Origin of the sequence: Pseudomonas sp. R3-57 (genome assembly GCF_051132065.1) — a bacterium.
In the GTDB taxonomy this organism is placed as follows: domain Bacteria; phylum Pseudomonadota; class Gammaproteobacteria; order Pseudomonadales; family Pseudomonadaceae; genus Aquipseudomonas.
On sequence record NZ_CP071655.1, the window covers coordinates 1,339,652 to 1,361,659 of the forward strand.

At 61.1% G+C, this 22,008-nt stretch carries 20 protein-coding genes; 7 read left to right on the plus strand and 13 right to left on the minus strand.

The window, feature by feature from the left end:
* Nucleotides 1–9: 9 nt before the first annotated feature.
* From J3P93_RS06190 to J3P93_RS06230, 9 genes are all read right to left on the minus strand, one after another.
* Nucleotides 10–1,158, minus strand: a complete 1,149-nt coding sequence (locus J3P93_RS06190) for an efflux RND transporter periplasmic adaptor subunit (protein ID WP_434595872.1) — start codon at nucleotides 1,156–1,158, stop codon at nucleotides 10–12.
* A 157-nt stretch (nucleotides 1,159–1,315) separates the two neighbouring features.
* Nucleotides 1,316–2,416, minus strand: a complete 1,101-nt coding sequence (locus tag J3P93_RS06195) for a DUF1513 domain-containing protein (RefSeq protein ID WP_434595874.1) — start codon at nucleotides 2,414–2,416, stop codon at nucleotides 1,316–1,318.
* 14 nt (nucleotides 2,417–2,430) lie between these two features.
* Entirely contained in the window at nucleotides 2,431–3,495 is a 1,065-nt protein-coding gene (locus J3P93_RS06200) for an imelysin family protein (RefSeq protein ID WP_090285802.1), read from the minus strand.
* A 28-nt stretch (nucleotides 3,496–3,523) separates the two neighbouring features.
* Nucleotides 3,524–4,951 (minus strand): di-heme oxidoredictase family protein, encoded by a 1,428-nt coding sequence (locus tag J3P93_RS06205; RefSeq protein WP_434595876.1) that lies wholly within the window; start codon nucleotides 4,949–4,951, stop codon nucleotides 3,524–3,526.
* Between the two features lie 293 nt (nucleotides 4,952–5,244).
* Entirely contained in the window at nucleotides 5,245–6,597 is a 1,353-nt protein-coding gene (locus J3P93_RS06210; RefSeq protein WP_434595878.1) for an imelysin family protein, read from the minus strand.
* Between the two features lie 184 nt (nucleotides 6,598–6,781).
* Nucleotides 6,782–8,833 (minus strand): putative bifunctional diguanylate cyclase/phosphodiesterase, encoded by a 2,052-nt coding sequence (locus J3P93_RS06215; protein WP_434595880.1) that lies wholly within the window; start codon nucleotides 8,831–8,833, stop codon nucleotides 6,782–6,784.
* Between the two features lie 328 nt (nucleotides 8,834–9,161).
* On the minus strand, nucleotides 9,162–9,758 hold the full coding sequence (locus J3P93_RS06220) for a superoxide dismutase (RefSeq protein WP_434595882.1): 597 nt from the start codon (nucleotides 9,756–9,758) through the stop codon (nucleotides 9,162–9,164).
* Between the two features lie 176 nt (nucleotides 9,759–9,934).
* Entirely contained in the window at nucleotides 9,935–10,537 is a 603-nt protein-coding gene (locus tag J3P93_RS06225) for a LysE/ArgO family amino acid transporter (protein WP_434595885.1), read from the minus strand.
* A gap of 5 nt (nucleotides 10,538–10,542) precedes the next feature.
* Nucleotides 10,543–10,944, minus strand: coding sequence for an ACT domain-containing protein (locus tag J3P93_RS06230; RefSeq protein ID WP_434595887.1), 402 nt, complete (start codon nucleotides 10,942–10,944; stop codon nucleotides 10,543–10,545).
* 96 nt (nucleotides 10,945–11,040) lie between these two features.
* On the opposite strand from J3P93_RS06230, the gene J3P93_RS06235 reads away from it, so the two are divergent.
* The 4 genes from J3P93_RS06235 (at nucleotide 11,041) to J3P93_RS06250 (ending at nucleotide 14,967) form a co-directional block, all read left to right on the plus strand.
* A complete protein-coding gene (locus J3P93_RS06235) occupies nucleotides 11,041–11,928 on the plus strand; it encodes a LysR family transcriptional regulator ArgP (RefSeq protein ID WP_434595888.1) in 888 nt (295 codons plus the stop codon).
* Between the two features lie 95 nt (nucleotides 11,929–12,023).
* On the plus strand, nucleotides 12,024–13,016 hold the full coding sequence (locus tag J3P93_RS06240) for an NAD-dependent epimerase/dehydratase family protein (RefSeq protein ID WP_434595890.1): 993 nt from the start codon (nucleotides 12,024–12,026) through the stop codon (nucleotides 13,014–13,016).
* A 116-nt stretch (nucleotides 13,017–13,132) separates the two neighbouring features.
* Complete coding sequence (locus tag J3P93_RS06245) at nucleotides 13,133–13,990, plus strand: ATPase (protein WP_434595892.1); 858 nt, start codon at nucleotides 13,133–13,135, stop codon at nucleotides 13,988–13,990.
* 128 nt (nucleotides 13,991–14,118) lie between these two features.
* Nucleotides 14,119–14,967: a cache domain-containing protein gene (locus J3P93_RS06250; RefSeq protein ID WP_434595894.1), complete on the plus strand. Its 849-nt coding sequence runs from the start codon at nucleotides 14,119–14,121 to the stop codon at nucleotides 14,965–14,967.
* A gap of 68 nt (nucleotides 14,968–15,035) precedes the next feature.
* On the opposite strand, the gene J3P93_RS06255 is transcribed toward J3P93_RS06250, so the two are convergent.
* Nucleotides 15,036–16,553, minus strand: a complete 1,518-nt coding sequence (locus J3P93_RS06255; RefSeq protein WP_434595896.1) for an MDR family MFS transporter — start codon at nucleotides 16,551–16,553, stop codon at nucleotides 15,036–15,038.
* Nucleotides 16,554–16,629: 76 nt separating this feature from the next.
* A complete protein-coding gene (gene pobA / locus J3P93_RS06260) occupies nucleotides 16,630–17,823 on the minus strand; it encodes a 4-hydroxybenzoate 3-monooxygenase (protein ID WP_434595898.1) in 1,194 nt (397 codons plus the stop codon).
* Nucleotides 17,824–18,000: 177 nt separating this feature from the next.
* Here pobA and J3P93_RS06265 point away from each other — a divergent pair, with 177 nt between their 5' ends.
* Entirely contained in the window at nucleotides 18,001–18,891 is an 891-nt protein-coding gene (locus J3P93_RS06265; RefSeq protein WP_434595900.1) for a helix-turn-helix domain-containing protein, read from the plus strand.
* Nucleotides 18,892–19,020: 129 nt separating this feature from the next.
* Here J3P93_RS06265 and J3P93_RS06270 read toward each other — a convergent pair whose 3' ends face one another.
* Nucleotides 19,021–19,197 carry a hypothetical protein gene (locus J3P93_RS06270; protein ID WP_434595902.1) on the minus strand — a complete coding sequence of 59 codons (177 nt, stop codon included), beginning with the start codon at nucleotides 19,195–19,197 and terminating at the stop codon, nucleotides 19,021–19,023.
* 107 nt (nucleotides 19,198–19,304) lie between these two features.
* Nucleotides 19,305–20,234: a LysR family transcriptional regulator gene (locus tag J3P93_RS06275; RefSeq protein ID WP_434595904.1), complete on the minus strand. Its 930-nt coding sequence runs from the start codon at nucleotides 20,232–20,234 to the stop codon at nucleotides 19,305–19,307.
* Between the two features lie 114 nt (nucleotides 20,235–20,348).
* Between J3P93_RS06275 and J3P93_RS06280 the strand changes: the two genes are divergently transcribed.
* Nucleotides 20,349–21,227, plus strand: a complete 879-nt coding sequence (locus tag J3P93_RS06280) for an MBL fold metallo-hydrolase (protein ID WP_434595906.1) — start codon at nucleotides 20,349–20,351, stop codon at nucleotides 21,225–21,227.
* 43 nt (nucleotides 21,228–21,270) lie between these two features.
* Nucleotides 21,271–21,885 carry an NAD(P)-dependent oxidoreductase gene (locus tag J3P93_RS06285; protein WP_434595908.1) on the plus strand — a complete coding sequence of 205 codons (615 nt, stop codon included), beginning with the start codon at nucleotides 21,271–21,273 and terminating at the stop codon, nucleotides 21,883–21,885.
* Nucleotides 21,886–22,008 lie beyond the last annotated feature (123 nt).

Here is a 22,008-nt window from a genome sequence, read left to right on the forward strand (position 1 = left end):
ATTCCTTGATCAGTCGGCGCGGGGCGGACTGTTCTGCTCGCCGAGGGTCTTGTCGTCGCTGATGGCGATGTGTGCGCCGTTGTCCAGTTTGATCTGGCCGGCCGTCACCACTTGCTCGCCGCTCTGCACGCCCTTGTTGATCATCACCAGGCCATCGCGGCGCTCACCGGTTTCGATGAAACGGCGTTCGGCGATCAGCACCAGTTGGCCCTTGTCGTCTTTTTCGACGCTGCCGTCCTCGGCTTTCTTCTGCCCGACCACGTACACCGAGTTGCCGTAGAGGGTGTAGGTGATCGCGCTCTCCGGCACCACGATGTGTTTCTGCGGCTCCGGCAGCAGCACTTCGAGACTGGCGAACATGCCCGGCAGCAGCTTGCCATCGGGATTGGCCAGGGTCGCGCGGACCAGAATGTTGCGCGTAGAGCTTTCGACGATCGGGTTGATCGCGCTGATCTTGCCAGCGAAGTTCTGCTGCGGATAAGCGGCGACTGCGATCCGTACCGGTTGACCGATGGCCAGTTTCGGCACCGATTGTTCAGGCAGGTAGAAGTCGGCGTAGAGGCTGCTCAAATCCTGCAGCGTGGCGATTCTGGTACCGCTGGCGAGATAATCGCCTACGTCGACCTGACGGATGCCGATGGTGCCGCTGAACGGCGCGAGAATGCGTTTTTTCGCCAGCGATGCGTTGAGCTGATTGACCGTGGCCTTGTTCTTTTGCAGCACAGCGGAGAGGCGGTCGTACTCGCCTTTGGAGATGGCGCGGCTGTCGACCAGTTGGCTGCCGCGGCCGAAATCCAGTTGTGCCAGGCCGAGATCAGCCTTGGCGGTTTCCAGCAGCGCGGTTTCGACGGCGCTGTCGAGTTGCAGCAGCGGCTGCCCGGCCTTGACCTTCTGCCCCGATTCGAACTTGAGTTCGGTCACCGTGCCGGCGACTTCCAGGCTCAGTTCGACACCTTGCAGCGCCTTGAGCGTGCCGACTGTCGGCAGGCGCATCTGCCATGGCTGTTCGCTGGCCCTGGCCACGGCGACGCTGATCGGCGGTTTCGGTTTGGCAAAGCCCTGGATCATCGTGTAGATCGAAAAGGCTTTGTACCCGCCCAGCACCAGGACGATCAGCAACACAACACCCAACATGATCAGCATGCGGCGACGCAGCATATTTCCAGTTCCTTGGATAAATCAGGTGAGACAGGCGGGCACATTACTCCGAGTACAAGGGGTATTCCAACTGGCAGTTATTACAGGCGATGAAAAGGGCGAGGGCCATGAAATGACGCTCGCCCTCGAGATGCTGTCAGCCGCTGCCGCGCGCGGCTTATGCCATCAGATGCAGATGGTTGTCCCAGAGCCCTGCGGGCAATTCCAGCGGCTTGGCCAGCAACTGCGCCTGACGGCAATCGTAATAACGGCAACGGCCTTGACCTGAGGTCACGACAAAACCGTCCTGCACCGCACCGACCCCGGCGCAATCGGGCAACGGCGCGTCGAGGCGCACTTCGCCGCTGTCCAGATCCCAGATGAAAAAACGGTTGCCCCGCGGCGCGGTCAGCGCGACCAGCCGTAACTCGCTGTGCACCGCGACGCTGGCGGTGTAATGCCCCATCGCTTGCAGCTGATGTTCCGGCACCGGGAATGCGACGAATGGCTGCCCCGGGCGCTTGATCGCCAACAGCTCCGAGCGCTCATGAGAGGCGCCCATGAACTGCTGACCGGCGACGATGGTGCCGTCACTGGCGATGCCCAGGTGGCGCACGCTGTTCATCTGCTGGGCGAGGGTTTCCTTGCTCAGCAAAGTCCCGTCGCGCTGCATCAGCACCAGGCTCGGCTCCATGGCGTTGAGGTTCATGTCGACGCGGCTTTCCGCTTCGGTTCGAATCCCGCCGTTGGCTACCACCAGCGTCTCGCCGTCGGGCATCCAGGACACCTGATGCGGGCCGAGACCGTGGGTGGAAATCTCGCCGCTGTGCACCAGCCGCGCGCCGTCGAACTTGTACACGCCGAGCAAGCCACGACCCGGATCGGTGGTGTCGTTCTCGGTGGCGTACAGGTATTCGCCGTCCTTGTGCACCACGGCATGCCCGTAGAAATGCCGGTTCGGTTGTGAGGTCACGGTTTGGAGCAGGGTCCCGTCGCGCAGGTCGATCAAGTAGCTTTCGGTGCCCGGACGACGGGCCACGAACAGTGCGATCGGCTGCGTCGGGTGGTTGATGATGTCGTGGCAGCGCTGGCCGACCTGCGTGGCAAACACCCGCGTACCGTCGAGCCGATAACCGACGGCGTAATGCCTGCCGTCGGTGTCGTCGCGCGCCGACAGCAGCAGCGGGCTCTGATCCTTGCGTTTGAACAGCGTCCAGCCGCCCAGCGTCACTGCTCCCAGCAGCACACTACCTAAAGTCAGAGCCTGGCGTCGCAGCATGGCACTTGCCCTCATCAGTCACCGTCGTTGGCGTTGAAGCCCAGTTGAATGCCCAGCGCCTTGGCCAGTTCGCCTTCGTGCAGGCGATGGACGACGTTGAGGCTGTCGTAGATGTCGTTCAGTTGCTGACGACCGGCGTCGTCTTCAAGCATTTCGCCGAGCGAGCGCTGGGTGCTGTCGAACAGTTTCAGCGAGGCAGCATAGGCGGCGTCGATCTTGTCGGCCAACGGCTTCTGCTCGGCTGGCAACAGACCGCGCAGGCCTTTGTTGTCGACGCCTTCCCAGACGGTTTTGGCCGCTGCAAGACTGGCTTGCAGTGCGGTCAGCGACGACTGGCTGCGCCACGCATCAGCCTGGAACGGCTGTGGCACGCCCTTGCTCTGGCGGCCCATCGGCGTGCCGAGCTTTTTCTTCAGGGTGTCCAGGGCGGTGACCTGCACGCGCAGCAGATCGGCGATCGCTTCGTGAGAGTCGGCATAACGCTGATTCGGGAATTTGCTCATCTGCGCGAGCATGCCGTCGGTGTTGTTCCAGCCCTGCAGAATCTCTTCGGCCAATTGCTTCTGGCGTTCGCCGATGGCGATCAGCAGCGGGCAGTATTTGGCTTTCTGCTCGGCGTTGGCGACATCAGGCTTGGCATCGAAGAGGATGTATTCGTAGGCCGACAGGCCCTGAACCACCACGCTCGACTTGGCCAGTGCCGCAGCATCGATCTGCGGCTGGGCTACAACCAGTTGTTCGACCTGACGGCCCACGAGGTTCTTCTTGTCCGGCCAGAACTGCACCTGCCACGAACGATTGCCCTCGGCCAGCGGGCCGATCAGCAGCGGTTGCAGCTCAGCCCAGGCTTTCTGCGCGTGAAGGAAATCAGCGCGCGCGGTTTCCAGGGTTTCCTTGCCCTGGCAGTAGGCGAGGGCGCTGACGGCCAGTTGCTTATCGGCTTCAACCCAGCGGGTATAGGTCGGCAGAATCACCGATTTGGCGATGGCTGCCGAGGTGACCGCTTGCGGGTCCTGCGGCGAGCAGGCGCCGAGGGCGAGCGCGGCAAGGCTGGTGAACAGTAGCTTGGGACGGAACATGTCGGGCTCCCGATTCTTTTTTCAGTATTTAAAGTGAGTTCAAAAATGCCAGCAACGCAGCACGCTGCTCGGCATTGAAAGACAAAACCTGTTGCTGCGCGGCTTGCGCTTCGCCGCCATGCCAGAGCACGGCTTCAAGCAGATTGCGCGCGCGGCCGTCATGCAAGAACTGGGTGTGGCCGCTGACCGCTTGCGTCAGGCCGATGCCCCACAACGGCGGGGTGCGCCAGTCGCGGCCGGAGGCCTGGAATTCTGTGCGATTGTCCGCCAGACCGTCGCCCATGTCGTGCAGCAGCAGATCGCTGTATGGCCGGATCAGTTGATTGGCCAGTTCCGGTTCGGCGGCGTTGGCGGCGGTGGTGTATTTCGGCGTATGGCACGACTGGCAGCCAGCCTGGAAAAACAGATTCTTGCCGGCTAGCACCTCGGCATCGTTGACGCCACGTCGCGCCGGCACCGCGAGGTTGCGGCTGTAGAACAGCACCAGCCGCAGAATGTTATCGCTGACTTCCGGTTCGCCGTTCGGCCCGTTGCCGTTCGGTGCCTGCTTGCAGGCGGTTTGCACGTCGGAGCAGTCATCGAAGGGGCGCAGGCTGGTGGTCAGGCCCATGTCACCAGAAAAGGCGTGAACGTTTTGTTGATTGAGGTTCGGTTGCCCGGCTTTCCAGCCGAAACGGCCGATCACGGTTTTCTGCAACTCATCGTCCCAGACCCGGTTCGGCCGGCCGTTGATGCCCTGGTTGTCTTTGGCTTGTGCGGCTGCGTTGGCAAGAATCGCTTCTTCCGGGATCGCTTCAAGCAGACCCAGACCGATCATCGGCGGGGCGACGCGCGCGGAAAACCGCGTGTCCGGGTGCATCGGACCGTAGCCCAGTTGCGTGATCTGCAGCACCGGTTTGCGCAGCTCGACCTCCGTGCCATCGGCGAACCGCACCGGCACCGGCGTGTAGTCGACGCGCACCTTGCCTTCCGGGGCGACGCCGGGCACGGCCATGTCCTGGAGTTGGCCGCCGTAGACCGGTTCCGGCACCACGCCAAGCTGTTCGATGACTTTGGCATATTGCGGCGCATCGGCAATCGACAGCCTGACCAGCATCGACACCGCATTGCTTGCGTTCGGCGCCGGTGGATGACCGCGACCGTCCTTGATGTGGCAGTTCTGGCAAGCGTTGGTATTGAACAGCGGGCCGAGGCCGTCGCGCGCAGTGGTGGTCGACGGCGCGATCACCCACGGGCTGCGAAAGAAGCTGTTGCCGACACTGAAATCCACCCGTCGCGACGGTGGCAGGTTGGCTGACGGCAGGGAAAATGCGTTCTGATCGCTCTTGCGCACCGTCGCCGCGCCACCCGAACGCGCTTCACCGGGCTCGGCCTGGGTGAAACGCGGGGCGTCATCGCAGGCACTCAGGCCCAGGGCCAGCAACAGTGCGGACAAGCGAAGAGGCAGCGAGGGCATCAGACATCCTGCAGACGGGCGAAAACAAAGGCGCAAAGTCTAACAGGGCCGGGGAGTTTGAATAAGAGGAATTATCGTTTGCTTGATTTGCGGCAGAGTTTCATTTGAGGCCGTGCGGCCTCTATCGCTGGCAAGCCAGCTCCCACAGGTTTTGCAGTGTTTGAAAAATCTGTGTACGCCACCCTTCCCTGTGGGAGCTGGCTTGCCAGCGATGGGGTCACCAGCATCAACACAAAAGGCAGAGATCAAAAAGGCGACCCGAAGGTCGCCTTTTTTTGAAGCACACGCGTTGATCAGAACTCGTGATCGGCGTTGTCCGGGTTCAGGTCGCTGATGCCCAGTTTGCCGGCAGCGGCTTCGATCGAACCGGTCTGCTTGACCAGCGCGGCGATCGCGTCACGAACGATCTGGTTGCCCGCGGTGTTGCCAGCCGCGATCAACTGGTCGTAGTGCTCGCCCTTGTTGGCGTGATCGACCATGACCTGGATCTTCGCTTCGGTTGCGGCCAGATCGGCTTTCAGTGCGGTGTCGGCAGCCGGATCAGCCTTGGCCACCAGCGACGACAGGCTGGCGCCGGTCAGCTTGGTGCCGTCGACGCGGGTGTACTCGCCCAGGTAAACGTTACGCACGCCTTTGGCATCGTAGAAATGCGAGTAGTGGGTGTTGTCGCTGAAGCAATCCTGCTCGTCTTCCGGGGAGTTGGCTTCCAGGGAAACTTTCATGCGCTCGCCCGCCAGTTCGCCGAGGGACAGGCTGCCCATACCGAACAACATTTTGCGCAGACCGGATTCACCCGGCTCGGCTTCCAACGTGGCGCGGTAGTTGTCGGCCACGTTTGGCTTCCAGTTGCCGACCATTTCTTCCAGATCGCTGACCAGCAGCTCGGTCACGGCTTTGAGGTAGGCACGGCGACGATCGTTGTGACCGCCGGTGGCGCCGGCGCCTTCCAGGTAATCGGAGGCCGGACGGTTGCCAGCGCCCGGGCCGGTGCCGTTGAGGTCCTGGCCCCACAGCAGGAATTCGATGGCGTGGTAGCCGGTAGCGACGTTCGCCTCGGAACCGCCCAGCTCGTTGAGGCTGGCGAGTTTCTCGGCGGTGATGTCCTTGACGTCGACCTTGTCTTCGCCAACCTGAACTTCGGTGTTGGCGATGATGTTGGCGGTGGCGCCCGGGTTACCCAGCGCGTGCGCGTAGGATTTGTCGACGTAGTCGATCAGACCTTCGTCCAGCGGCCAGGCGTTAACCTGACCTTCCCAATCGTCGATGATGGTGTTGCCGAAGCGGAACACTTCACTTTGCAGGTACGGAACACGTGCGGCGACCCAGGCAGCCTTGGCGGCTTTCAGGGTGTCGGCGTTCGGCTTGGCGAGGAACGCGTCGATCGCGCTCTGTAAGGTTTTCGCGGTGGATTCGGCATCGCTGTAGACGGCGAAGACCATGTCGGCGTAGTGCGCGACCACAGCCTTGGCGGCAGCATCGTCGACTTTACCGGCAGCAGGCGCAGGCGTAGCGACAGGGGCTGGAGCAGCGCTGCTGGAAGCCGGCGTCATTTCGGAGGCTTTTTCTTTGTCCTTGCCTTCGCCGCAACCGGCGAGGGAAATAGCGATGGCCAGCAGACTGGCGGTAGCCAGAGGCATACGAATCATGGCGAACATCCTGCTTCGGTAGTTGAGTGGACTGGCGCCGAGGGCGCGCAAAACTGCGACATAATGCAAATCTTTCGCATTATGTGTAAAGGGTTGTGGCTGGAAATATTTCTTGTTTACGACATGGGTGCGCTGGATCAAGCGCACGATCCCGATCGGCGAGAGGCGCCGCATTCACGGCGTTTCACAGAATGACGGCGTTGCTGCGTTGCGCCTGCTTGAGATAAGCGCTCAACTCGCGGGCCGGCAGCGGTTTGCTGTAGTGATAACCCTGACCCTCGTGGCAGCCTTCAGAGATGATGTAGGTCTCCTGCTCGGCGGTTTCCACGCCCTCGGCAATCACCTGCATGCCAAGGCTCTTGCCCAACTGGATGATCGCGCGAACGATGGTCGCATCGTCGTCGTCATCGAGCAGGTCCTGGACGAAGCTCTTGTCGATCTTGATCTTGTCCAGCGGCAGGCTTTTCAGATAACTGAGCGATGAATAACCGGTGCCGAAGTCGTCAATGGCGATCAACGCTCCGGAGCGGCGCAGGCTCAGTAGATGCTGGGCGGCGGTGCTGATGTCTTCCATCAGGCCGGTTTCGGTCACTTCCAGCTCCAGACTGCGCGGCGGCAAGCGGTACATCTGCAACAGGTTGTTGACCACTCGCGGCAGCTCGGCGTGGTGCAGTTGCACCGTCGACAGATTGACCGCCATGCGCAGATCGGCAAAACCCTGATCGTGCCAGTCGCGTAGCTGCTTGCAGGCTTGATCGAGCACCCATTCGCCGATGGCGATGATCGTGCCGTTCTGCTCGGCCAGCGGAATGAACAGGTCCGGCGGCACCAGGCCGTGTTCGGGATGCTGCCAGCGAATCAACGCTTCGACACCGACTACACGGTGATCGCGATAGCTGATCTGTGGCTGGTAGACGAGATAGAACTGATCGCGGATCAGCGCATCGCGCAGGTCTTTTTCCAGCTCGCGACGACGACGCATCTCGCTGTCGACGCTGGCGATGTAGAACTGATAACGGTTGCGTGAGCGAGTCTTGGCCAGGGTCATGGTCTGCTCGGCTTTCTGCAACAGCTTCTCGGTGCTGTCGCCATCCTCCGGGAACAAAGTGATGCCGATGGTCGCGCGCAGGCGGATCTCCTGATGATCAAGGGCGAATGGCGCTTCCAGATCGTCGAGGATGCTTTGCGCCAGTTCCGCCGCTTCGTAGGGCTGTTCGATATCGGCCTGGACCAGCGCGAACTGATCGCCGCCAAGACGGGCGAGGGCGCCGAGGCGACCGCTGTGGGCGCGCAAACGGTCGGCCAGGGCCAGCAGCAACTGGTCGCCGGTCTGGTAGCTGAACTGCTCGTTGATGCCTTTGAAATCATCCAGCCCTACGCACAATACCGCGACGCGGCGTTGCAGCTTCCCGGCGTCGACCAGAATCTTGTCCAGTTGCTGCTGCAACTGCTGGCGGTTCGGCAGGCCAGTGAGGAAATCGTACTGGGCCATGCGCAGCAGGCTGTTTTCCGCTTCGTGACGCAGATGGGTGTTGCGTTCGATCGATTCCAGCAACTGATTGGCGGTGTTGATCCATACGCCCAACTCGTTTTTCTCGTGGCCCTTGAGCTGCGGAATCTTGTGTTCGCTGGGGCGATCCGGGTTGATCTCGGTGAGGTGCTCGATGATCCGCGACAGCGGCTTGGTCAGCAGCCAGTGATAAACCAGGTACAGCACCAGGCCCATGGCCAGGGCTCGCAGGACGCCGGAAATGAAGATGATCACCGAACTGACAAGAAAACCTTCGCCATAAGTGGCGGTGTCGAGGGTAATGCTCAGGTCGCCGTAATACTCGCTATAAGGCCCGCGCCCGACCAGTTGGGTGGTGAAGGTGCGTTCCTGCCCGAGGATCAGGTCGGTCAGCCAGCGGCTGTTGGAGTGCTGCAGCTCGCGGGATTTCTGCGCGAGCATGGCTTCGTTGGGATGGCCGATGGATGCCTGACGCACGGCATCGTCCTGGAACAGGCCTTCGATCACCTGCATGCCCATTTCCCGATCCAGGCTGTACACGGCCTGAGTCGACGGGTCGCGGAACATGTCGAGGATCCGCTCGGCATCGCCGGCCACCGCCTGACGGGTCTTGTAGGCATCGAAGACAATTTGCGCGCAGCTCAAGACCACACCGACGATCAATGCCGACAGGAGCACGACCCGGAGCAACTTCACCGACAAGCTGTTCTTGAGTTCCAGCTTCAAAGAGGTATTCCTTGTTCCGTGCGGGTAGCGTCAAGTTGCCATGAGTATTGGCAATCCCGGGGTGGCAGTCAAAGGGACAATCGGGCTCAGGGATATTCCCCCAAGCCTTGGTCAGAATGCTGCCAATTGGAGTATTAGCTCTGAATTAACTGTGTCGGTAGTGGCGGCCCTCAACTTGAGCCTGCACATGATATTTTTTGCGCTCTGTGATGGTAGCTTCACGTGCGCTCCCGACAAACGGCACGAAGCTGTTTTCAGCGTGAGAAAAACGCCATCCGCGAGCATAAAAAAACCCGGCAAAAGCCGGGTTTCTTGTCTGGCGTGCAGCTTAAGCAGTGAAGGCTTTACCTTCGAACTGCTCGGCCACGAACTTCCAGTTGACCAGGTTCCAGAACGCTTCTACGTACTTCGGACGCACGTTGCGGTAGTCGATGTAGTAAGCGTGTTCCCAGACGTCGCAGGTCAGCAGCGGGGTGTCGCCGCTGGTGATCGGGTTGCCGGCGCCGATGGTGCTGGCCAGCGCCAGGGAACCGTCAGCCTTTTTCACCAGCCAGCCCCAGCCGGAACCGAAGGTGCCGATCGAGGTTTTGCTGAACTCTTCCTTGAACTTGTCGAACGAACCGAAGGCTGCGTTGATCGCTTCAGCCAGCGCGCCGGTTGGTTGACCGCCGGCGTTTGGCGCCAGGCAGTTCCAGTAGAAGGTGTGGTTCCAGACCTGAGCGGCGTTGTTGAAGATACCGCCCGAGGAAGTCTTGACGATTTCTTCCAGGGTCTTGCCTTCGAACTCGGTGCCTGGCACCAGGTTGTTCAGGTTCACGACATAGGTGTTGTGGTGCTTGTCGTGGTGGTATTCCAGGGTTTCCTTGGAAATGTGCGGCTGCAGGGCATCGTGTGGGTAAGGCAGCGGCGGCAATTCGAAAGCCATGATGATTCTCCTAATCAGGTCTGTTGCGGTGAGCGCAAGGCCGATCACGGGCGGCCAGAAATGCACCGGCGAGTTTTTACTCTTTGCGGCGCAGGGTCTGGATCATAGCACCGGGGTTGCGGCATAACCACGCAACAACTGTGTGGGATAGAGGTTCCAGAGCTGTTTGGAATAAATCAACTCGAGATAATCAACTGCCCGGCCACCGCGAACATCATCAACGCCACCACCAGATCGAGAATCCGCCAGGTACTCGGTCTAGCGAGCCACGGTGCCAGCCACGCCGCGCCCAGCGCCAGGGTGAAAAACCACAGCAGCGAAGCGCTCGCCGCGCCGACCACATAAGCCCCCGGCACCGATTGTTGCGCACCGAGCGAGCCAATCAGCAACACGGTATCCAGATAAACGTGCGGATTGAGCAGCGTCACCGCCAGCGCGCTGAGCATCACGGCACGCAATGAACGTACGGTCTGGTTTGCGCCTTGATCCAGGCTTTGCTTAGAACAGGCCCGGCGCAACGCCTGGCTGCCATACCAGATCAGAAAGGTCGCGCCGCCCCAACGAGCGATCGCCAACAGCGTCGGGTTCTGCGCGAGGACCGTCGCCAGGCCGAACACCCCGGCCGCCACCAGCAGCGCATCGCACGCCACGCACAGTGCGGCGACCGGTAAATGATGTTCACGGCGCAGGCTCTGCGCCAATACGAAAGCGTTCTGGGTGCCGATCGCCATGATCAGCCCGAGGGCCACCAGCAGGCCGTTCACATAGCTTTGCCACATGACGTTTACTCCGCGTTGGCTGCGAGATCGCGCAGCACTTGCATGGCGCGTTCGGCGTCGGCCTGGCCGACGAACAAATGGTCGTGGTAGTAGCCGGCAATCACGTTGCAACTGATCCCGGCCTGGCCCAACGCCGTGGCGAACGCGGCGGTGAGACCGACCGCTTCCAGCGCGGAGTGCACGTTGAGAGTGATCCACGCCGCCACATAGTCGAAGTGCAAACCGGCCTGTTCGGCATGGGCACGCTGCACGATCAGCGTCAGGCCTTCCTGCTCGCGGAAGCTGCCGACAATCTCCAGATCGCGCGGCAGCACGCCATCGGGCAGGGTGCAGAACACGTATTCGCCGGCGTTGAGTTGCGGGCTCATGCTGCGTAATAAAGTGTTGAGTGAAGTTTCGCCGGCCATGAACGTGATCCTTGAGAATGAGTGCTTACTGGCTATTCTCCGGTCGAGCGTTGTATAAGAAAAACCAATATTGCTGATCGCTCATTAGGAAAACTGATGTTCGACTATAAATTGCTGTCTGCATTGGCCGCTGTGGTGGAACAGGCCGGCTTCGAACGGGCCGCGCAGGTACTGGGTTTGTCGCAATCGGCGATCTCGCAGCGGATCAAACTGCTCGAAGCGCGAGTCGGTCAGCCGGTGCTGATTCGTGGCACACCGCCGGCGCCAACCGAGATCGGCCGGCGCTTGCTCAACCATGTGCAGCAGGTGCGTTTGCTGGAGCGTGACCTGCAAAGCGTTGTCCCGGCGCTGGACGAAGAGGGGGTGCCGGATCGTCTGCGTATCGCACTGAACGCCGACAGTCTCGCCACCTGGTGGGGGCAAGCGGTGGGGGATTTCTGCGCTGCCCAGCATCTACTGCTGGACCTGATCGTTGAAGACCAGACGGTCGGCCTCAAACGCATGCGCGCCGGTGAAGTGGCGGCCTGTCTTTGCGCCAGCGAGCGACCGGTGGCCGGCGCGCGCAGTGTGTTGCTCGGGGCGATGCGTTATCGCGCGTTGGCCAGCCCGGCCTTCATCGAACGGCATTTCCCCCAGGGTGTGCGCGCCGAACAACTGCCGCGCACGCCGGCACTGGTGTTCGGCCCGGACGATTTTCTGCAGCATCGCTATCTCGCATCGCTGGGCGTCGATGGTGGTTTCGAACACCATTTGTGTCCGTCGTCGGAAGGTTTCATTCGCTTGGCCGAGGCCGGAATCGGCTGGGGACTGGTGCCAGAGTTGCAGGTGCGCGAACAGTTGCGCAGCGGCGTATTGCGCGAGTTGTTGCCAGATAAACCGATCGATGTGCCGCTGTACTGGCATCATTGGCGCAACGGCGGGCAATTGCTCAACCTGCTCACCGAGCAATTACTGCGCTCGTCAACGCAATGGCTAGTGGCTTAGAAGCAGCTGCGAGCGTCAAGCTGCAAGCGGCAAGCGCAGCGTTTTAACTTGCAGCTGATGGCTTGTGGCTTGCAGCTGTATCTGTGGAGTTTTTGATGAAGATTTTGGTTACCGGCGCGAGCGGCTTCATTGGCGGGCGCTTTGCGCGTTTCGCCCTGGAGCAGGGCCTTGAGGTGCGCGTCAACGGGCGCCGGGCCGAGAGCGTCGAGCATCTGGTGCGCCGTGGCGCCGAGTTTGTGCCCGGCGATCTGACCGATGCCGAACTGGCCCGCGAGCTGTGCGCGGATGTCGAAGCGGTGGTGCATTGCGCCGGTGCGGTCGGTGTGTGGGGGCGTTATCAGGATTTCCATCAGGGCAACGTGCAGGTCACCGAGAACATCGTCGAGGCCTGCCTCAAACAGCGAGTCCGGCGTTTGGTGCACCTGTCGTCACCGTCGATCTATTTCGATGGCCGCGACCATCTCGGTCTGACCGAAGAACAAGTGCCCAAGCGCTTTCGGCATCCGTACGCGGCGACCAAGTATCTGGCCGAGCAGAAGGTCTTCGGTGCTCAGGAATTCGGCTTGGAAACCATCGCGTTGCGCCCGCGCTTCGTCACCGGGGCCGGCGACATGAGCATCTTTCCGCGCCTGCTCAACATGCAGCGCAAGGGCCGTCTGGCGATCATCGGCAATGGCCTGAACAAGGTCGATTTCACCAGCGTGCACAACCTTAACGAAGCCATGCTCAGCAGTTTGCTGGCGGCGGGTTCGGCGCTGGGCAAGGCCTACAACATCAGCAACGGTGCGCCAGTGCCGCTGTGGGACGTGGTCAATTATGTGATGCGCAACATGGACGTGCCGCAGGTGCGCAAGTATCGCTCCTACGCGCTGGCCTACAGCGTTGCCGCGCTCAACGAAGGTGCCTGCAAACTTTGGCCGGGGCGCCCGGAGCCGACGCTGTCGCGGCTGGGCATGCAAGTGATGAACAAAAATTTCACCCTCGACATCAGCCGCGCCCGGCATTATCTGGACTACGATCCGAAAGTCAGCCTGTGGTCGGCCCTCGACGAGTTCTGCGCCTGGTGGAAGGCTCAGGACATTCGTTGAAACCATTCGGTCGGCCAGCAATGAACCGCGCCCCCGGATGGGGGTCAATGCCTGCGGCTGCGGCGGTTATACTTCGCAGCATTTAGCCATCACCGCGTTTCTCAAAGGTTGCCTCAATGTCCATGCGTAACGATGCTCACGACGACGATTTCGATAACGTGCCCAGCCTGCGCGCCGACCCCTTCGACGACGATGACATTCCCACCACTGCCCGCACCTCCGTGCACTCGCGCACGCCGTCGGTGGTCAAGGTCAAGGCGGCCAGCACCGGGCCTTTGTGGGCGTTGGTCGGCGCATTGTTCTTTGCCTTTATCGGTCTGGCCTGGTGGAGTTTCCAGCAAATCTCGCTGATGGAGCAGCAACTGGTCGCAACCCAGGAAAGCTTTGCGCGAATCAGCGAAGAAGCGGCAGGGCGCCTGCAGGACATTTCCGGCAAGGTCGTAGCCAGCCAGTCCAACGTCAGCAGCGACAGCGAAGCGTTGAAATTGCAGATCAAGCAACTGGAAGGCAAGTTGCTCGATCAGAGCAAACAGCAGCAAGGCGTTGCCGGGCAGGCCAGCGACCTGGACAAGCGTCTGGCGCAGATGACCGCGCAGACCAGCGAACTGCAAAACGCCAACAACCAGCTGCAGGCGCAGGTGAAAACCTTGAGCACCGAACTGGCGACGCTGAAAAGCACACCGGCTGACACCAGCAAGCTCGACGCGGAATTGAAAGCGTTCGATGCGCAGTTCAAGAGCCTCGGCGCCGATATCGTCGCGCTGAAGAAACAGGGCAACCCGAGCGCAGCCATCGATCGGCTGGAGCAGGAAATCGTCGTGCTCAAAAGCGAACAGGACAACCGCCCGGCAACGCCGCAGGGTGGCGGCAACACCGCTGAGTTCGACGCCTTCCGTGCGCAGATGACCCGCAACCTCAACACGCTGCAGGCGCAGATCCAGAACCTGCAACAGCAGATCAACGCGCGACCTTGATGTCGAACGACTGTGGCGGGGCTTGCCCGCCGCAGCCACCGCGTAACGTTCAGAAACCCTCTGAATGTCCATGCATCAGCCCAAGCCGTCTACGCTCTTGAAACACCAACAAGAACGAGGGATGCGCTATGGGGTTTTTGCATAAAGTGGCCTGGCTCGGCGTGATGCTACTGGCCGGTTTCGGCCAGGCCAGCGCCGCGACCGATGGCAAGGATGACAGCCAGGCCGCCGTCGCCCTGCTGGAAAAAGCCCTGGCTTACTACCACGACAACGGCGACAAGGCGTTCGCCGCGTTCAGCCGGCAGGGGGAGTTCGTCGATAAGGATCGCTACGTATTTGTGGTCGATACCAAGGGTGTGATGCTGGCCAGCGGCGGGCCTTCAGCGGCATTGATCGGCCGCGATGTCAGCGAGGTACTTGGCCCGGATTTGCAAAAAGCCTTCAAGAACGCCCTGAAAGTCCCGGAGGGCAATGGCGTCCAGCAGGCCGAGTACCGTTGGCAGAACTGGGCTGACGGCAAGGTCGAGCGCAAGCACGTGTTTTATCAGCGCGTCGGGCAGCGGATTCTGGCGGTGGGTTATTACTTGCCGCGCGCTTCGGCCGAGCAGGCCAAAGCGCTGCTGGATAAAGCCGCGACGGACCTCGGCAAGGACGAAAAGGGCACGCTGACCGCGGTCAACTCGCTCAAGGGCGGTTATCTGCAGGATGACCTTTATGTGTTCGTGGTCGACCTCAACGCCCGCCGCTACGTGGCGCATGGCACCAACCTGCGGCTGATCAACACCGATTTCACCAAGGTCAAGGATCCGGAAGGCAAACCGGTGGGCGAACCGATTCTGGCGCTGATCGGCAAGCAGGATGAAGGCGAATACGAATACCGCTGGAAAAACCCGGTGACCGGCAAGGTCGAGGACAAACACGCCTACCTGAAAAAGGTCGGGCATTTCCTCGTCGCGGTGGGTTACTACAGTCCTTGACCGAAACACCGGCCCCCCCTTGTGGGAGCGAGCAGGCTCGCTCCCACAAGGGGTCTGTAGTGTTGCGGTTATTTCGCGCCGTGCTCGCGCCCGCGCAGCAGGTTGTTCGGCATGGCAATCGCTGCCGCGAGTCCGAGCAACGATACCGCTGCACTCACCCACAGCAAGTGCCGGAACGTCACCAGCAACTCCGCCCGCAGCGCATTCTGTGCATCGCCGGGCGCTGCGTTGAGGCCATCGAGCAGGACATTGCCCGAATGCCCCTCGCTGAGCAGTGAACTGCTTGCCAGGTGGGCGAAACTCGAATGTTGCAGCAGTGCCAGCAACAGTGCCGACATCAACGCCACACCGACCGCACCGCCAAGGGAGCGAAACAGGTTGGTGGTGCTGGTGGCCACGCCAATGTCGCGTTGTTCGACCGAATTCTGCGTGCCGACCAGCGAGGTCGGGAACTGCATGCCGCCGGCAACGCCGCTGAGCAACATGAACACGCCGCTGAGCAGCGTCGCTTCCGGTGGGCTGAACGCCATGCCGAGAATCGAGATCGGCATCAATATCGCGCCGGCGAGAATTTGCGGTTTGTAGCGCCCGGTGATCGAGGTGCGGCGACCGGCGAAATACGCGCCGATCGGCAGACCCATGGCCAGCGGCAACAAGTGCAGCGCGGCGCTGTCGGCCCCGGCCCCGGTGACGCTCTGAAAACGTAGCGGCATCAGCACGATCAGCGAAATCGCCTGGAAACTGGTGAAGAAAATCGTGCACCAGCACAGCAGGGCGCTGCGGTTGGCGAACAGGTGCATCGGCAGCAACGGCTCGCGTGCGCGCCGTTCATGCCAGACGAACGCCGCCAGCACCAACACCGCACAAGCGAGCAGACCGAGCACTTCGCTGCTGCGCCACGAATGCCCCTGACCGACCTCGGTGATCCCGAGCAGCAGGGCGGTCAGACCGATGATCATCAACACCGTACCGAGGTAGTCGATCACCGGTTTGCGCTGCGGTATCGGCAAACCGCGCAGGTTGCGCCGGGCCACCCACCAGGCACCGAGGCCCAGCGGCAGGTTGATCAGAAATACCCAGCGCCACGACAGGTATTCGGTCATGTAGCCGCCGAGCACCGGGCCGGCAACACTCGCCACCGCGTACATGCTGCTGAAATAGCCCTGATAACGGCCCCGTTCACGCGGCGGCACGATGTCGCCGATGATCGCCTGACTCACCGAAATCATTCCGCCGGCACCGATGCCCTGAAGAATACGCGCCAGCACCAGTTGCTCCATGCTCTGGGCCATGCCGCAGAACAGCGAAGCCAACGTGAACAGGCCCATGCCGAACAGCATCAGTTTGCGCCGCCCGTACAGGTCGCCGAGCTTGCCGTAGATCGGCACCGCCACAGTCATCGCCACCATGTAACCGGAAATCACCCAGGCCAGCAGGCTGACGTCCTTGAATTGCGCAGAGATGGCCGGCATCGACACGGCGACAATGGTCTGGTCGAGCGCGCCGAGAAAGATCGCCATCATCAGGGCGACCAGCACGCTGCGAATGGCCGGTTTGGGTATTTCAGGCGGGTTCAGAGTGGTCACGGTAAACCTGCGGGCAGTGATTGACCCGCAAAGACATGGCGAGCGGGGATGCTCGCCAGTGTAAGTCGATAGCAGGCTATTCGATAGCCTCGTACGCAAGCCCGACGTAATTTTCTGCAATGGTTTTGCGCCCGGCCTCCGAGTCGACGAAATAGTCCAGTTCTGCGGCGCAGATGCGCTGGTTGAACGCGTCGTGATCGTCGAAGCGGTGCAGCATCGAGGTCATCCACCAGGAAAAGCGCTCGGCTTTCCACACGCGGCGCAGGCAGACTTCTGAGTACTTCTCCAGCAAGTCGGTGCGCCCGTCGCGGTAAACCTTGAGCAGAATATTGAACAGCGTACTGACATCGCTGGCCGCCAGGTTCAAGCCTTTGGCGCCGGTGGGCGGGACGATGTGCGCGGCGTCGCCGACCAGGAACATCCGCCCGTATTGCATCGGCTCGACGACAAAGCTGCGCAGCGGCGCGATGCTTTTTTCGATCGACGGACCGGTGACCAGTTTCTCCGCCAGTGCGCTCGGCAAGCGGCTTTTCAATTCGTCCCAGAAGCGCTCGTCGCTCCAGTCCTCCACGTTGTCATCAGCCGGCACCTGCACGTAATAGCGCGTGCGCGTCTGCGAACGCATGCTGCACAAGGCAAAACCACGTTCGTGACGGGCATAGACCAGCTCGTCGTGTACCGGCGGGGTGTCGGCGAGAATGCCCAGCCAGCCAAATGGATAAACCCGTTCGAAGACCTTCAGGCAATCGGCCGGAATCGATTGCCGGGCGACCCCGTGGAAACCGTCGCAGCCGGCGATGTAATCGCAATCGACGCGCCAGGTTTCGCCATCCTTTTCAAAAGTGACGAAGGCTTCGTCGCTTTTCATGCCGTGCGGAACGACATTGCTCGCTTGATAAATCGTCGGCGCGCCGGCCTCCCGACGAGCGGCCATCAGGTCGCGGGTGACTTCGGTCTGGCCGTAGATCATCACGCTCTTGCCGCCGGTCAAAGCGTGCAGGTCGATGTGCACCTGGCGTCCGTCGAGGGCCAGTTCGAAACCGCCATGGACCAGCCCTTCGGCGTCCATGCGCTGGCTTACCCCGGCCTGACGCAACAGCTCTACCATGCCTTGTTCAAGCACGCCGGCGCGGATGCGCCCGAGCACATAGTCGGGCGTTTGCCGTTCGAGGATAAGGGTGTCGATGCCAGCGTTGTGCAACAACTGGCCGAGGAGCAAACCGGACGGGCCGGCGCCGATGATCGCGATTTGGGTTTTCAGCGTTTTCATTGTTTTTATGACTCGCAAGCGTCACACGGCAAACGCCGGTGAGGGTTTTTTATGGATCGAGTGCTTGCATTTTTCCCTTGCGGGTCTGTCAATTGAAGGTGAAAACTGAGCCGATACCTGTACATTCTGCCAATCGGTGCGATTATCGCCCACAACCCCGAGGCCTGGATTGAAGTGATGAACAAGCCTGAGCTGCCTTCGATTCCCGTGTTCAAGCTCTACGGTGAAAGCCTGGACTGGCCGACCCCTGACTTGCTGCACTGTGAAACCATTTCTTCCCGCAGTCGCGAACATGAATGGGAAATCAAACCCCATCGCCACGCCGATCTGTGCCAGTTGCTGTTCGTTTTCAAAGGTCAGGCAGAGCTTGAAATCGAAGGCCAGCGCACGCAATTGCAAACCCCGGCGATCCAGGTCCTGCCACCGCTGTCGGTGCACGGCTTTCGGTTTTCCGAGGACGTCGAGGGCTTCATCGTTACCCTCGCCACACCGCTGATCAACCATCTGCAGGCACAACTGGGCGATGCGGTACACGCGCTGGCCAGCGCCGAGCATTACCCGGCGGGCGCGGACGGCGACTACCTCAACAGTCTGTTCAGCGCCTTGCAGGCCGAGTACAACGGCCATCAACCAGCGCGGGAAATGCTCATGCATTCGCTGGTCAGCGTGATCATGGTCTGGGTCAGTCGCCAGGCGATCGTGCGCCACAAAGCCAGTCAACGACCGCAGCGTCAGCGCGAATATCTGAATGGTTTTATTCAGTTGGTGGAAGAAACCTATCGCCAGCACGTGAAGGTCGAGGACCTGGCCCATCGCCTGGGCATTTCCGTCTCGCACCTCAACGGCACCTGCCGCGAACTGGCCGGGCAACCGGCGTTGCAGATCATGCACGAGCGCCAGCTACTCGAAGCCAAGCGCTTGCTGACCTACACCAGCATGACCATTTACGAGATGTCGGAGCTGCTGGGGTTTTCCGACCCGACCAACTTCACACGCCTGTTCCGGCGTCGGGTGGGGATATCGCCGAAAGCGTTCCGTGATCGCCTGAAGAGCGAGCAGCAATCCTGACAACACCGCCAAACCCTGTGGGAGCTGGCTTGCCAGCGATAGGGGCGGATCAGGCGCCTGCAATGCTGAATGTCTGTCTGCAATCGCTGGCAAGCCAGCTCCCACGGGGCTCAATTCAAGCCCGACCCATCAGCGCAACGCATTGAGCGTCGCATTGTGCGGAATACAGCGCTCGTAATTGCAGCTCGCGTACTCGCGCGGCAGCTGACGCAACTGCTCGACCCGCCAGGCTGCGGTGCCGTACAGCGCCAGCGAGGCGGCGCAGGTGATGAAAATTGCGAAATACCTTCTTGTTTTGATGTTCATGGCGATGACCTCTGAACGACATACCCTGCGGTACTACTTTCAGCATAGGTCAGTAGGGGGCAGCTGCAAGCTTCGAGTTGTAAGCTGCAAGTTGAGTCATGACGGCGCTAGCTTGTGGCTTGTGGCTTGCCGCTTGCAGCTTCGTCCCATTGCGGATTTTCGGGAAAGCGTTCCACCAGAAAATCCAACAGGCTGCGCAGTGCCGCAGGCATGTGCTTGCGTGAGGCATACACGGCATAGATGTTCATTTGCCGTGGTTCGGCGTGGGGCAGCAGGCGCAGCAGTTCGCCGCTGCTGATATGCACGCCGGCCTGATAGGTCGGCAGCATCGCCACCCCGGCGCCGGCCAGTGTCGCGCGCAGCAGGGTGCTGGCCTCGTTGGCGCTGATGTTGCCCTGCACCGGCACCGAAACCGCTTCGCCATCTTCTTCGAAATGCCACAGGCTTTTGCCGAAATACGAATGGGTCAGGCAGTTGTGTCGAGTCAACTCCTCGACCCGCACAGGCGCCGGTTGTTCTTGCAGATAGGCCGGCGCCGCGCAGACCACCGAACGGCACACGGTCAGGCGCCGGGCGATCAGGTTGGGATCGAGATCGTTGCTGGTGCGAATCGCCAGGTCGATGCGCTCGTCCACCAGGTTCACCGTACGATCGAGCATCTGCAGGTCGATGCTTACACCCGGATAACGTTTGACGTAGACCGCCATCGCATCGGCCAGCTGCGCCTGACCAAACGAGGTGCTGACGCTGATGCGCAGCAGCCCGCGCGGCGCGGCGTCGGGTTCGCTGACGGCGGCCTGCATGTCGCTCGACAGTTCGAGCATTTGCCGGCAGCGCGGCAGGATCTCGTTGCCGGCGGCGGTCAGGCTCAATTTTCGTGTGGTGCGGTGCATCAAGCGCGCGCCGACCCAGTCTTCCAGCTCCGCCAGATAACGCGAGACCACTGGCCGTGAGAGGTCCAGATGGTCGGCCGCCGCCGACTGGCTGCCCAGATCGACCACACTGACGAACACGCGCATTGCTTGTAGCCGATCCATGATTTGCCCGCTTTCAGAAACAAACTATGTTCAAGCATCGCATTTTTTGTACCGAGTCAGGCAACTAAGCTCTGTGCCATCGCCAGCAACGGCATTCGCACAGCGGAGCAACAGATGATCGGCTTCACCACACTCAAACGCGTTGTACTCGCCACGGCAGCCCTCGGTTTCGCCGCACACGCAGCGGCGGCCAACCTGACCCTCGACGTCTACAACCCGGGCACCGAGGCGATTTTTCCGGTGACCTCGGTGCTGGTCAGCGGCGAAAAAGAAGCCATTCTCGTCGACGCACAGTTCGGCAATTCCCAGGCGCAACAGGTGGTGGAAAAGATCCGCGCCAGTGGCAAGCAACTGACCACGATCTACATCAGCCATGGCGACCCGGATTACTACTTCGGCCTCGACACCCTGACTCAGGCCTTCCCGAAGGCCAAGGTGCTGGCCTCGCAGCCGACCGTAGATCACATCAACCAGACCGTCGCCGGCAAACTGGCGTTCTGGGGCCCGAAAATGGGCGCCGACGTTCCGGCGAAAACCGTCGTGCCCGGCGTGCTCAAGGGCGATAGTCTGGTGCTCGAAGGGCAAAAATTGCAGGTCATCGGCCTGCAAGGCAAACAACCGGATCGCAGCTTCGTGTGGATTCCTTCGCTCAAGGCCGTGGTCGGTGGTGTGGTGATCGCCGAGAACATTCACGTATGGATGGCCGACACCCAGACCGCGCAATCCCACGCTGATTGGCTGGAGACGCTGGATTCGATCGAATCCCTGAAACCGACCACAGTGATACCGGGCCATTACCTCGGCGACAGCAGCCGTTCGCTGGCCAGCGTCAAGTTCACCGCTGACTACATCAAGGCGTTCGACACCGAAACCGCCAAGGCCAAGGATTCCGCGGCATTGATCGCCGCGATGAAGAGACGCTACCCGTCGCTCGGCGAAGAAAGCTCGCTGGAGCTGAGCGCCAAAGTCGCCAAGGGCGAAATGGCCTGGTAAGCCGATTCCATACGCAGCACTCTCAAGCCAACTGGAGAACGTCATGAGCAAGATCGCAATCATCGGTGCCACCGGCCGTGCCGGCAGCCAATTGCTGGAAGAAGCCCTGCGTCGGGGGCACAGCGTTACCGCCATCGCCCGTGACACGTCGAAGATCGGCAGCCGTGCCGGTGTGGTCAGCAAGAATGTCGATGTGCTCGATGCGGCGGCGCTGCAGGACGCAGTGGCCGGTCACGATGCTGTGATCACTGCGGCGCACTTCGCCACCGTGGCAGCGGCTGCGATTGTCGGGCCGGTAAAGCGTGCTGAAGTAAAGCGCTTGCTGGTGGTCGGCGGTGCCGGTTCGCTGTTATTGCCCGATGACACGCGGGTGATCGACAGCGCGGGGTTTCCGGCCGAGTACAAGACCGAAGCCAGCGCCGGGGCGGCGTTTCTTGAAGCGTTGCGTCAGGAGAGCGATCTGGACTGGACGTTCCTGTCGCCATCGGCGGAGTTTGTTGAAGGTGAGCGCACAGGCACGTTTCGTGTCGGCAAGGATCATTTGCTGGTGAGCAGCGAAGGGCGCAGCTGGATCAGCTTTGCCGATTATGCGATTGCGTTGATCGATGAAGTGGAAACGCCGAAGCATGTGCGTCAGCGGTTTACAGTCGGCTATTGAGTGAACCCTTTCCCCTCACCCCAGCCCTCTCCCAAGGGAGAGGGAGCCGACCGGGTTGTCTGGCGTTGTACATCGACCTGAATGAGCGAGTCGATTATGGATTCAACACAGTAATTTCACGTC

Coding starts and splice junctions, on each gene's coding strand:
- J3P93_RS06190 (WP_434595872.1), bottom strand. CDS start 1,158: ATGCTGCGTCGCCGCATGCTGATCATGTTGGGTGTTGTGTTGCTGATC.
- J3P93_RS06195 (WP_434595874.1), bottom strand. CDS start 2,416: ATGCTGCGACGCCAGGCTCTGACTTTAGGTAGTGTGCTGCTGGGAGCA.
- J3P93_RS06200 (WP_090285802.1), bottom strand. CDS start 3,495: ATGTTCCGTCCCAAGCTACTGTTCACCAGCCTTGCCGCGCTCGCCCTC.
- J3P93_RS06205 (WP_434595876.1), bottom strand. CDS start 4,951: ATGCCCTCGCTGCCTCTTCGCTTGTCCGCACTGTTGCTGGCCCTGGGC.
- J3P93_RS06210 (WP_434595878.1), bottom strand. CDS start 6,597: ATGATTCGTATGCCTCTGGCTACCGCCAGTCTGCTGGCCATCGCTATT.
- J3P93_RS06220 (WP_434595882.1), bottom strand. CDS start 9,758: ATGGCTTTCGAATTGCCGCCGCTGCCTTACCCACACGATGCCCTGCAG.
- J3P93_RS06225 (WP_434595885.1), bottom strand. CDS start 10,537: ATGTGGCAAAGCTATGTGAACGGCCTGCTGGTGGCCCTCGGGCTGATC.
- J3P93_RS06230 (WP_434595887.1), bottom strand. CDS start 10,944: ATGGCCGGCGAAACTTCACTCAACACTTTATTACGCAGCATGAGCCCG.
- J3P93_RS06235 (WP_434595888.1), top strand. CDS start 11,041: ATGTTCGACTATAAATTGCTGTCTGCATTGGCCGCTGTGGTGGAACAG.
- J3P93_RS06240 (WP_434595890.1), top strand. CDS start 12,024: ATGAAGATTTTGGTTACCGGCGCGAGCGGCTTCATTGGCGGGCGCTTT.
- J3P93_RS06245 (WP_434595892.1), top strand. CDS start 13,133: ATGTCCATGCGTAACGATGCTCACGACGACGATTTCGATAACGTGCCC.
- J3P93_RS06250 (WP_434595894.1), top strand. CDS start 14,119: ATGGGGTTTTTGCATAAAGTGGCCTGGCTCGGCGTGATGCTACTGGCC.
- pobA (WP_434595898.1), bottom strand. CDS start 17,823: ATGAAAACGCTGAAAACCCAAATCGCGATCATCGGCGCCGGCCCGTCC.
- J3P93_RS06265 (WP_434595900.1), top strand. CDS start 18,001: ATGAACAAGCCTGAGCTGCCTTCGATTCCCGTGTTCAAGCTCTACGGT.
- J3P93_RS06270 (WP_434595902.1), bottom strand. CDS start 19,197: ATGAACATCAAAACAAGAAGGTATTTCGCAATTTTCATCACCTGCGCC.
- J3P93_RS06275 (WP_434595904.1), bottom strand. CDS start 20,234: ATGGATCGGCTACAAGCAATGCGCGTGTTCGTCAGTGTGGTCGATCTG.
- J3P93_RS06280 (WP_434595906.1), top strand. CDS start 20,349: ATGATCGGCTTCACCACACTCAAACGCGTTGTACTCGCCACGGCAGCC.
- J3P93_RS06285 (WP_434595908.1), top strand. CDS start 21,271: ATGAGCAAGATCGCAATCATCGGTGCCACCGGCCGTGCCGGCAGCCAA.